At 53.0% G+C, this 11,457-nt stretch carries 8 protein-coding genes and 1 pseudogene; 6 read left to right on the top strand and 3 right to left on the bottom strand.

Features of this window, described 5'->3' with window-relative positions; all coding sequences use genetic code 11:
* Window positions 1–377: 377 nt before the first annotated feature.
* Window positions 378–1,646: an amidase gene (locus AC5S16_RS21885; protein WP_493932248.1), complete on the bottom strand. Its 1,269-nt coding sequence runs from the start codon at window positions 1,644–1,646 to the stop codon at window positions 378–380.
* A 254-nt stretch (window positions 1,647–1,900) separates the two neighbouring features.
* On the opposite strand from AC5S16_RS21885, the gene AC5S16_RS21880 reads away from it, so the two are divergent.
* The 6 genes and pseudogenes from AC5S16_RS21880 to AC5S16_RS21855 all read left to right on the top strand — a co-directional run bounded on the left by AC5S16_RS21880 (window position 1,901) and on the right by AC5S16_RS21855 (window position 6,074).
* Complete coding sequence (locus tag AC5S16_RS21880; protein ID WP_493932246.1) at window positions 1,901–2,464, top strand: TetR/AcrR family transcriptional regulator; 564 nt, start codon at window positions 1,901–1,903, stop codon at window positions 2,462–2,464.
* 998 nt (window positions 2,465–3,462) lie between these two features.
* On the top strand, window positions 3,463–3,810 hold the full coding sequence (locus AC5S16_RS21875) for a sigma factor (RefSeq protein WP_493932245.1): 348 nt from the start codon (window positions 3,463–3,465) through the stop codon (window positions 3,808–3,810).
* 101 nt (window positions 3,811–3,911) lie between these two features.
* Window positions 3,912–4,880 (top strand): ComEC/Rec2 family competence protein, encoded by a 969-nt coding sequence (locus AC5S16_RS21870; RefSeq protein WP_493932244.1) that lies wholly within the window; start codon window positions 3,912–3,914, stop codon window positions 4,878–4,880.
* A 242-nt stretch (window positions 4,881–5,122) separates the two neighbouring features.
* Window positions 5,123–5,287: pseudogene (locus AC5S16_RS21865) on the top strand (methylated-DNA--[protein]-cysteine S-methyltransferase); the annotation flags it as partial.
* 52 nt (window positions 5,288–5,339) lie between these two features.
* Window positions 5,340–5,624 carry a methylated-DNA--[protein]-cysteine S-methyltransferase gene (locus tag AC5S16_RS21860; protein WP_493932243.1) on the top strand — a complete coding sequence of 95 codons (285 nt, stop codon included), beginning with the start codon at window positions 5,340–5,342 and terminating at the stop codon, window positions 5,622–5,624.
* Between the two features lie 21 nt (window positions 5,625–5,645).
* Window positions 5,646–6,074 (top strand): MGMT family protein, encoded by a 429-nt coding sequence (locus tag AC5S16_RS21855; protein WP_493932242.1) that lies wholly within the window; start codon window positions 5,646–5,648, stop codon window positions 6,072–6,074.
* Between the two features lie 679 nt (window positions 6,075–6,753).
* Here the strand turns inward: AC5S16_RS21855 and AC5S16_RS21850 are convergent.
* Window positions 6,754–7,875, bottom strand: a complete 1,122-nt coding sequence (locus AC5S16_RS21850; RefSeq protein ID WP_493932241.1) for a glycerophosphodiester phosphodiesterase family protein — start codon at window positions 7,873–7,875, stop codon at window positions 6,754–6,756.
* Window positions 7,876–7,960: 85 nt separating this feature from the next.
* Window positions 7,961–10,966 carry a TonB-dependent receptor gene (locus AC5S16_RS21845; RefSeq protein ID WP_493932240.1) on the bottom strand — a complete coding sequence of 1,002 codons (3,006 nt, stop codon included), beginning with the start codon at window positions 10,964–10,966 and terminating at the stop codon, window positions 7,961–7,963.
* Window positions 10,967–11,457 lie beyond the last annotated feature (491 nt).

Genomic DNA, 11,457 nt, shown 5'->3' with positions numbered 1-11,457 from the left:
AGAGGATTACAGGCCGACCGTCGGTGTCGCAGCAGCATGAAGTAGCACAGCAACGATTTTTTCCACCAAGGTCTGCATGGGAACTGTAAGGACGAAAGAACAGTCACAACAGCGTGTCTGAAACCTGCTCCTGATAAGGGTCTTCAACGACCGACCGACTTGTAAGGACAGACACGCAGCGGAACTCATCCTGGCCAGGAGCACGCGGCTCCACCAAAGGCCGAATACATTGCCGCAGACTTGTCTCTCGACCAAACTCAACCTTGCAGTCGCGCGGCGGACCATACATTATCATTAACTGATCTTCAAAGCAGAGCGGACAAGCAGGAGCTGACGAGCCGCTCCTGCTTATCCGCTCAGGCCGTGATCGGTGCCACTTAGAGATTCGGGTGTAAGTCCCGTACAGGACTTACCTGTTCCAAGAGAGACGCGACATGGAGAATCGTGAACTCGGCCTGCCAGTTGCCGACAATCTGCACGGCGATCGGCATGCCGTCATGGCTTGTGCCGAATCGCATGGAAATGCCGGGCAGGCCAGTCACGTTTAGTGGCGACGTCGCAGACATGATGCCCATAACATCAACAGTCTGACCGTTGATCAGCAACTCCGCCTGGCCGTGTTTGAAGGAGGGAGTGGGCAGGACCGGGGTGAGCAGCACGTCGTACCTCTGGAAATAATCGGCATAACCATCCTTCAGGCGCTCCGCAGCCTGCACGGCGTCGATATAATCCGCGGCGGGCGTATCGGGCAGGGAGAGCATGAACCTGGCCATGTAAGAGATTTCGTCCTCGCTACGGCCCGCTGTTGTCTTCACGAAGCCGGGCTTCATCTCGAGAACATGAAGACGGCTAAACACATCCAGCGCGAAGTCGCGTTCTAATGCCGGGATGCGCACGGACTCAACGCCGTGTCCGAAATGCCTGAGCGCTTCCGCGGCAGCTTGCACCGTGGCCGCGACCTCGCGGTCGACTGGCCCAAAGCCAGGCTCTACCAGCCACCCCACACGAAGCGGACGTTCGGTGGGATTGCCAATGCCGTTATCCAGCGGAACGGCGCGGCTGGAGTAACCGTCCTGTCCGTCCGGTCCAGCGAGTTGTGAAAAGGCCAATGACAGATCACGGATGCTGCGCGCCATCGGGCCTACATGCCAGAGACGGCGCGGCTCACGCGGCCAGATGCCGGTCATGGGGATCCGTCCGTGGGTCGCCTTGAGTGAGACGATGCCGGTATGGGCTGCAGGTCCACGCACGGAGATAGCAAGGTCCGTACCAAGGCCGAGGGGAGACATGCCTGCCGCAATTGCCGCGGACTCTCCGCCGCTCGAACCACCCGGTGTGAGATCGAGGTTCCAGGGGTTCTTCGTTCGGCCGGAGAGCAGATTGTCGCTTTCGATGCCGTAGGAGAATTCAGGAAGATTGGTCTTCGCAAGCAGAATGGCGCCTGCCTTCTTCAGGCGCGCTACGCTGGTTGCATCCGTGTCGGGCGTTCGTCCCTTGAAGATCGGCGTTCCACGTTGGGTCGGCACCTGCGCGGTGTCGATCGAATCCTTGGCTGTGAATGGCACGCCGTGCAGAGGTCCCAGCGTGTCTCCACGCTGGACTGCCGCCTCTGCTTCTCCGGCGGATTTCAGGGCATCTTCGGCAATCGTTACGATCGCATTCAGCTTTGGATTAACGGCTTGGATGCGATCGAGATGTGCCCTTCACGACTTCGACCGGAGAGACATTGCGTGTGCGGATCAGTTCGGCCAGCTTCGTTGCATCGGAATAAACCAGTTCGGTACTCATGGACCACCTCTCTACCTGCCACTTGGCAGGTAATAGTCTTGAGATTCTACCTGTCACATGGTAGATTCAGAAAATCGAAGAGTTTACTTCCACGCATGGGCGGAGGTGGGTGATGAGTGCAAACGCTCGAGAAGACATCCTGGCTGCCGCGAAGCTCGTTGCTCAAGCTCACGGCTACGCGGGATTGAACTTCCGGGATCTGGCAGAACAGGTCGGCATCAAAGCCGCGAGTATCTACTATCACTTTCCAAGCAAAGCCGACCTGGCAACGGCGGTGGCCAAGCGCTACTGGGAGGATGCTGCAGCTTATCTTGAATCCCTTTCGCTGAGCTCGGCAAAGCCACTGGACGCGCTGCGCCGCTACCCGGAGACCTTTCGCTGGGCGCTTGAGAACGATAACCGCATCTGCCTTTGCAGCTTCATGTCTGCGCAGTTCGACGACTTACCTGATGCAGTCAAGACGGAAGTTCAGGCTTTTGCGGACGTCAATGTTGCCTGGTTGAAAAAGACCCTGGTTGCCGCGAAGGTCTCCAGCCCCAGGGAAGCTGAGAAGCGCGCACGTGCTATCTATTCTGGAATTGTGGGCGCCCAACTGGTGGCGCGAAGCCGGGCAGACATAGCCCTCTACGACAGCCTGATCGAGGGTTATCGCACAGCAGGCTTGCTTCCCGCGTGAAGACAACTTAGTAATAAAAAATGCGCTTGTGTTGACGAATAATTAGCTGAGGCACTTTCAGTTTTAATCTTCCACGAGCGAGCGCAAACGAGCTTCAAGATCAAAGTCGAATCGAACCGCCGAAGTTTGACCCAATTGCCTGTTCGCTAAGTGGCTGTAATTTCAGACGACATTCATTGCCCGCGGGTTCCATGCGAATCAATAGCTTCTCTTTCCCTTGTTCGATATTCCGGAGATAGAACTCCTCGCATCCAACACGGGAAGCTACATGGCCCTGCGATTCGTCACGCGTGATAGCGTCGGAGGTTCAGTTGAGCGATCTTACCGAGCCCCCGATGGGGAGTTGGAGGCTTAGTTCTCAGTATCCCCATTAGTCCTTCTGGGGCGGCAATCAATAAGTCGAGTGCCACGTCCAAAATCCAGTCCCGATTGGCTCGTGCATCGGCGGTCGCTCTTCCTTGCTCATGACCTCTTGACTTAGCAGAAAGCAGCGGCGTTTGATGCTCATATGCTCTCCTTGGGAAGGTGAGGACGCAGAGCGGCGGCAAGAAAGCAATCAAGTATCCGGTCGGGCAGGATCGTGAAAGGGGTAGCAGGGCCGCCTCACGGCGGCGTCAGCGGATACGCCCGGTTCCATAGCCAAGGCGGCCTGTGCTGTGACGGCTTGCCCCAACCCACCGTTGTGCTGGATTTGCTTGGGGGTCATGATTGACGCTACCTTATGAGCGCTAGCAATCGTCCGGTCACCGATTTTCGTACGCACAGCGCCCGGTTCCACGACGATCATCTGACGTCCAGCGGGCCGACTTCGCGGCGCAACCGTGCAAAGCATTGCAACATGCTGTTTCGTGCGAAAACGCAGATTTGTACCACGTAATTTCAAGATTATTTTTCGATGCGTAATGAGGCGAATGCCTTTACTTTTCGCAGTCCTCTGAACAATTCTGTAAACACCGAATCGTCTCGAATCAATAGGAAGGCGACGAACCTATTTGCCAATGGATGGAACAGAACGAGCGCTCCTCTTGCCGCTCATGCGAGCGAAGCGCGCCCTTGCGTCCGAACAGTGCATAACAGCATCTACTGGTCCAACTGATGAGGAATTACTTGAACGCATCCAAAAGCGCGATGAGAGCTCGGCGCTGACCCTTTTCCGCCGCTATGACAAACTGGCCTTTTCTGTGGGACTCAGGATTCTCCAGGACGAGGGCGAAGCAGAGGACTTGGTCCAGGAGATATTCATACGCCTCTGTAGCGAGACAAATTCATTCGATGGCGAGAAAGGCTCCGCGCGGACGTGGATTATCCAGATGATCTATCGTCGCGCTTTCGACCGGCGTGCATAGATGCGGGGGTAACAAGAGACTCTACGGAAGTCTCATGTGCTCAGAAGCCAGATTCCAGTGTTAGACCGGGGGACTGGATCGCTTCATATGTTTTAAGGCAGATGAAGCCTGCGGGGCGTAGGGAGTTGGACTATGCGCTTATCACCCATATTCACCCAGACCATCTGGGCGATCCGGGCCCGGAAAGTCCGCAATCCCCTAAAGGAAACTATCGGCTCACCGGCATTACGGATGTCGATGCGAAGGTGCCGATTCGGAAACTCATTGACAGGGGCTTTCCAGACTACAGTTATCCAGTCTCCTGGCAGGCTCCTTTCGCAGAATGGCAGGCTTTCGCCGAAAATTATTTCGGATACGTTAAGTCTCGACAGAGACTCGGTGAGTCTACGGAGCACATCAAGGTTGGAAGTTCGACTCAGATCCATCTCCTCCAAAGTTCTGAACAATATAGAAATTTCGCAGTACGGAATCTCGCTGCCAACGGAGAGGTATGGACAGGGAGCGGAGATCAGACTCATAAAACTTTCCCAGATTTGAAAGACCTGCGAAAGGAAGATTACCCAACCGAAAATATGTGCTCGATTGCACTTCGCCTCAGCTATGGGAAATTCGATTACTTCACTGGCGGGGATCTCACCGCGGATACGGAAGAATCGGGAGAGTCATGGCGCGATATCGAGACAACCGTGGCCAAAGCTGCAGGGCCGGTAGAGGTCGCCGTAGCGGATCATCACGCATACCTGGATGCAGTTGGCGCAAGCTTCGTCCGTGAGCTTCGCCCCGAGGCGTTCATTATCCCGGCTTGGTACGTCTCACATCCAGCGGCTTTACCACTGCAGCGAATGTTCAGTCGAAAGCTCTATCCGGGGGACCATGACGTTTTTGCAACATGCACGATGAAAGAAAACAGAGTTTTCAACAACCAATTCAATTCAAAGATGAAGAGTATGGATGGCCACATTGTGGTTCGCGTTGCGCCGGGTGGGGAGACCTTTCAGGTCGTCGTCACGGACAATGCGGATGATTCAGATCGGGTGAAGGTCGTTTCGGGGCCATATCGCTGCAGTTAATTGCTCAAGAAACCCCCTGAGGGGACTTATCAAATGAGGAATAGGTTTATGTATGTCATCTGAATCATTTCCCAAACCCGTGCTTATGCAACTGGTTGGACGCCGAACCCACGATTGCAATGAGTTAGAGGAGTGTAATGTTGAACGAAGCTGTTCAATAAGTGTCAAGAAGGTGAGGCCATGGCGTGCCTGTGCAACGATGGCTCTCTGGAAAGATTTTGCTCACTCGAGGTAATTTGCGTATGAGCTTGTCCTATAAATTTGTGAGCTCTCCTGTCGGCCAGCTCAAGCTCATTGCTAGCGAGAAAGGCCTGGTGGCCATTCTCTGGGAGAACGATGATCCGCGACGTGTACGCCTCGAAGGGCTTGTCGAAAAGCCACTTCATCCGCTACTCGTTCAAACGGAGACTGAGTTAAAGGATTACTTCGCAAGAAAGAAAACTATATTCTCGATCCCCCTTGATATACGAGGGACAGATTTCCAAAAGCGGGTTTTGGGAGGCCTTGCTGGCTATCCCATTTGGAGAGACGCGTACTTACGGCGACATCGCGAAGCGACTCGGAAATCCAACAGCTACACGAGCTGTTGGAGCGGTAAACGGTCGAAATCCAATTTCAATTGTCGTCCCCTGTCACCGAGTTATTGGAGCGTCTGGAAAGCTGACTGGCTTCGCCGGAGGACTCGAAGCGAAGGCACACCTTCTCAAGCTGGAGGCATCCAGGGACGATCTGTTACCACTCTGAGCTCACCCGTGAGGAGAATAGATGAGCCCCGAAGGCAAGTCCGAACGAAAAGCACCCAGAAAACACCTCGCGTTTGATCAACTCTCAGTCGAACAAGCGAAACGAAGACTCCTGCGGGACGCCTTGCGTCCGAACGAGCAGCGTGATCTTGCGTTTTGCCGCATGATTCTTTCCATCCCTCCTGGGAAAGTGAGCACCTATGGCCGGGTCGCTGCAGCTGCCGGCTATCCACGCTACCACCGGGCCGTTGCTCGGCTGTTACGTATCGATCCCGTAGATCAGTTACCGTGGCATCGTGTCGTCGGCTCAGGAGGCGAGATAAAGCTGCATGGCATCGCTGCGCAGGAGCAACGGGGGCGACTCAAGATAGAAGGTGTTCGCTTCAATGGGAAACGAATAGATATGGAAGAGTTTGAGCATTCTCTTAAGCCTTGGGAAGTTTATAGATGAATGCACCGCAGAGGCATGTTCATCCGCCGTTCCATCGCTGCTTACTTCGGTCTGCATCGGCGATTTGTCTTTGCCCAATCCGATTAGATTTTGTTGCGTCCTGCGCTCTCTATAGTTTGATCACGGTCTATTGGTTGCGTGTTCTGGTTGCAAAAGCCTACAGCCATTTCGAAATTGCGGCAGATCACTGCGACGAAATTTGTAAGACCAGTTCCTCCACGGCTAAGGAGACAGAACCGGCTGGCACTTGGGACAGAAGTTGGGAAAACTTAGCGGAGTTCTGTAGCGACCAAGACCCTTAAATCAATCAGTTAGTGCTCGTTCACAATCTAAGACCGGCAATTCGATCCTATTTTTTCTATTTGTTCGGTCGTATCAAGTGCCATCTGTAGAACTAATCCACTAACTGGGATTACCAAAGAGGTGTAATGCTGAACAAAGCTGTCCCTGGCCATCATATTTCAAAGAGCTTACGGGATTTTTAGCTTCAAAAATGCGACCCCACACTTAACCCACATTCAGTTCACAGAGCAATTTCAGCATCAGGTTGTCCTTGCTCGTGCTGCGCAGCGAAAAGCTGGCTGACGATTCTTTCATGTGCCTGCCGCGAGATTCAGGAGATGACCCGACGAGACTCTACGGGGAATATAGAACTGCCTTCATGGAAGAAGAAAGCAAATTACAAACCCATCACAACTTTCGTTTGAAACTGGAGCAATGTGGGGTTACTTGTTAAGTAATAGGTTGGCAAAAATGGGAATTGTTCCTCGACAAGTCTCAGCGTGCGGAAATCAAAGCTCTGTACTTCCGATCGCTCTTGCATGTGATTGCGAAGAATTGCCGGGCATAACGCTTGTACAAAAGCTATCGGTTCCGCTGTGTGATTCCTGGTTCGTTGCAGTTCGCCGTTCTTACCGGGCAAAAAATTGGGTATCAGTTTTGTTTCGAGATCGAAACGGACACGTTCAGCCTCTGCAGTCCGCTCCTTAGCATGACGATCTTCTCTGCCTGGACCAGATTGGTAGTAAGAAGCGTAGAAGCGCACAAATCGGAAGATCTGATCGATAGTGACCGGCGAGTAGGGACTTGCTAGATGTTCCCTTCGAGCAAATGCGACGGATACAGGGGAAAGCGATAAATCGTTCTTCTGAGCGGTGCTGAACGGTGTCTTATCACAGATTAGTTGCTTCTGGATATCAGCGGCGTACTTGTCGCGGATCCAGAAGCGATCCTCGTCGGTATATGGTCTTCCATCAACACGTCTGCACATCTTTGAGTCGAAATACTCATCGTGCCAGACGATGGAGACGTTGTCCGCGGATACACCGGTGTCCATCTCCAGAGTAGTCACTCCCAAGTCCAAGCCATTTTCAAAGGATGGCAGTGTGTTCTCCGGACGAAGACCGCGTCCGCCACGATGAGCTTCCACGTCAAAGTTTTTCAATCGTCGCTTCTCTTCGTTGCTCTTTGCAACCGAAATCTGCTTCTGCAGAACGCCAATGAGTATGTCGGGGCGATCCGTGATGTAGCCATCGATCCCTGCACGTATCAGATCTTGCAACTGCCCGGGATTGTCCGATATGCCACCGATCACTTTATAGCCGCCACGATGCAGCTCTTCGATGGGTACCTCTCCTGAGAGAATCGCATCGTTCCCATCTGAGATTGCAGGGTAAACATGGCCTCCATGCGAAGATACTCTCGCCTGTGCCGACTGCATTAGCTTTATGTAGACGTTCGGTTCCTGGCTGGGAAGATTGAGCGGGAGTGTGCATACAAGAAGTAAGAAAAAAACGCGCAAGATTACCGTCCTGAGAAAAGAATGAGCGGGTACTTGGATGAAGATGTCAGCGCCCGCTTGAGTTTGAGCGTGAACAATTGGAGTATCAGAACGAATATCTCAATCCAAATTGCATATTGCGCGGATTGCTCTTCGTCGTGCTGATTCCAAAGTTCGGATTGCCCACGGTGACATTTGGAGCGCCCCAGTAGGAGTAGTTCAGAACATTGAACGCCTCTGCGCGGAAGTCCAGGTGATGTTCTCCATAGATCGGAATCTGTTTATGGACCGCCGCGTCAAAGGTGAACACAGAGGGAGCACTCACAGCGTTGTAGCCCAGATTCCCATAGCGATGAGCATTGTACGGAGTTGTTGCATCGAACGCCGCTGTATTCAGCCACGTCTTGTACCCCGAACTATTGAGAGGATGCCCCGCCGCATAGTAGGAACTTCTAGAGACATGATCCGGTCGCGTTCCGGAAGTGTAGCCATTTCGTACGAGATCGCGATTGGCAAGGACGTTGAGCGCTGCGCCGCTAGAGAACCCAGGAATGCCCTGCAGGGACCAGCCACTAAGGATGGCGCGCCCAAACCGGTTTGTCAGGATCGAAGCGGGGACAGGAAGCGAATACAGGAAATCTCCAGCGAGACGATGCCTCTGAAAACCATCGGAAGGGCCGGACGCAGACTTGCCATCGTTAGGATTTTGGAGGGCGGCGGCTGCATTTCCGATTGTGCCGGAACTATCCCAGGTCTGGTTCTGACTTGCGTATGTGTAGTAAACGTCAGCGGAGTTGTTCTTGTGGCGATAGCTGAACGTGAGCTGCAGGGCGTCATAGTGGGTATACCCCCCAAAGATGTTGTAGTCAATGACCCCAATGCTCGAGTCGGGAATCGTACCGCCAGGACATGACGGCGTGGAGCATGTTCCGGCAAGGTACTGATTGGGAAGAGTGGTACTCAATTCATGACGATCACTCATCCCAACATAGCCTAGCTGTAAATAGAGATCGGGCGTGAATTGGTATTGGGCATTCAAATTCCAGTTTTCCGAATACTCTTCCGGGTGGTGGTACTGAGCGATGAATCGGCCAAATGTCAGGCCGGGGGGAATGAGGCTCGGATCGGCTGTGTACTGTGCAATAAGGGCTCTAGAAATTGGGTATTTCACTGAGAAACTTGCTGGGACCTGGCTCGGTAAGAAGCTTGCATCAAAGGGCAGCAGCGGGCTGGCAAACGCAGACGAAAACATGAAGAAAGCCTGCGGAGGTACGAACATGAGACCAAAGCCTGAGCGGATCACGAGCTTAGGAGTTACCTGGTAGGCTAAGCCTACACGCGGTGCAATGTCGTAGTGCCCCGCAGTCATGAATGGATGGTTTCTATCCGTGAAGAGTGGGCCGAATGGGCTATCGCCGTCAACGTTGTATCCGCCACTCATCGGAGCGAAATAGTCATAACGAACACCGTAGGTAGAAGTCAGCCGTGAAGACATACGGTAGGAATCTTCCGCATAACCAGCCCACTGTGAGCTGATGAGATGTTTCGGCCCGCCAAAGCTCACGGCAAGCGATTGGGGCGTATCTGTCTGGAGGTCTGCGATAGAAGCATAGGTGCTACGGGGGCTGGTGAACTGCGTTCTCCGGCTGGGAACAAGGCGGTCATCGGTGCCAAAGCGCAGAGTATGCTTACCGTGCAGCCATGTCAGGTTATCGACGAGTCCATACGTTGTGGATTGAAAAAAGAGATGTGATTGCGTCGTGTCGCTTTGGAAAAAGCCCGTTAATATGACCCAAGATTGAGTCGGGTCCGTGTCGTAACCCGTCGTATTGCGGTTCAAAATATTTCGATTCATCCCCAGGCGGAATTCATTCACAAGGCTCCCACTTGGTGTCCAGACATCCTCGATGGCTGCGTTTTGAGAGGTCAGCGGGAAGCCCTGAAAGTCGTCAGCTCGAAACTGCTGAATCTCGTGCGCCTGATCGTTGTAGTTGTATCGGAACATCAAGTGGTGGGACTTCAGATTCCAGTCGACCCGCCCCAGATATACGTTCTCGTTGAGCGTGATGGAACGATTTCCTGTGTAGAAACCAATGAGAGGATCCGAGGTTGTTGAGTTCGGCTTTGGCATCAGCGACAGTTCTGTCGCTATCGCCGGATTACTGACAGAAGTTATCATGGCTGCCGTCGCCGTATCGCCGGTCATGGTTTGAGCGCTTGACTGGCGGTCGCCCTCATAATTGAAGAAAAAGAATGCCTTGTCGTGGAGTATCGGTCCGCCGACATTTCCTCCAAAATCGTTGTAGCGAAGCTTGGGTATCGGGACCACAGAAGCGACATGCTTGTTGTTCCAGGTATTCGCGTCGAAGGCGTCGTTTCGAATGTATTCGTAGAGATTTCCATGGAAGCTGTTAGACCCGGATTTGGTCGTCATGGTCAGAATTCCGCCGGACGCCCTCCCATATTGTGCAGAAGGAACGCTGCTCGTGGTTCGGAATTCATCGATCGCATCTACGCTCATGGTATTGATGTTGCTTCCAGTGCCTCCAATCGCAGATCCAAGAGAGTTCGATTCACCGAATGTTGCATCCACTCCATCGATAAGAATGTTGTTTGCCAATCCTGGGGCGCCATTTACCTCGAAACCACCGCGTCCATTGAGTGTCGTTGAAGCGGAATTCGCATTGACTCCGGGTTGAAGACCGATGAGCGGGAAGAAGTTCCTCTGATTCAGAGGCAGGTTGTTGATTTTCTGCGGCTCGACCTCAGTTCCCAGGTCTGCCGATACCGAATTCAAGAGCTGAGTTGTGGCAGATACCTGAACTTCCTCGGATGTCGAGCCCAACTTAAGCTGCACGTTGACCTGGGAGCGCTGTCCCGTGATCACGGCGAATGTGGAGGTCACCGCGTCTCCGAAACCAGGCGCCTGGACAGTAATGGCGTAGGTTCCTGGCACGACCAGTGGGAACTCATAGTACCCCGTCTGGTTGGTTGTCGCCTTCGATTCCACACTAGTCGCGGTATTTCGAGCCGTCACCTGCGCCTGCGAGATCACGCCTTGCGAAGGATCGACCACCGTACCACTGATACTGCCGCCTGCAACCTGACACAAGGCAGGAAGCCCCGTGAGCAGAAATAATAAGAATCCGAATAGGGCGCAGATTGAGTTTTGAAAACGGTGAGGTTCTATACAAAAACGTCCACGCGTGTCCATGAAAATTGGCCTACCTCCAAAGGTTGTCAACAAAGTTTGGCGCTAGCAAATCGCAAACGTTCTAAGAAAGGACTGTTGAATTCATCCGATCAGAAGTAGCGGCATGAAGCGATCCCTGAAGGCCACAGTAGGGAGGGACAGAACGTGCAACCAAGTTGCAGAGGCAAGCTACACCCATGCCAAAGACGTGTATCACGTCCGATATACATCATCACAAGTAATTGATTTATAGGGGTTTTTATTGACACCAAGACGCCGGCGTTTCCAATGTCAATGTTTGATGAATAGAAGTGCTACAAGTCTCCGATGCGTTCCAGGTGCAGCGAATTTGCACTACTGTAATAGTCGCTCACCTCAGGTCAAATAAAATTAATGTTACGTATCAAGCT

This window comes from Acidobacterium sp. FHG110202_01, assembly GCF_059115305.1.
This window is presented reverse-complemented; position numbering and strand designations above follow the sequence as displayed.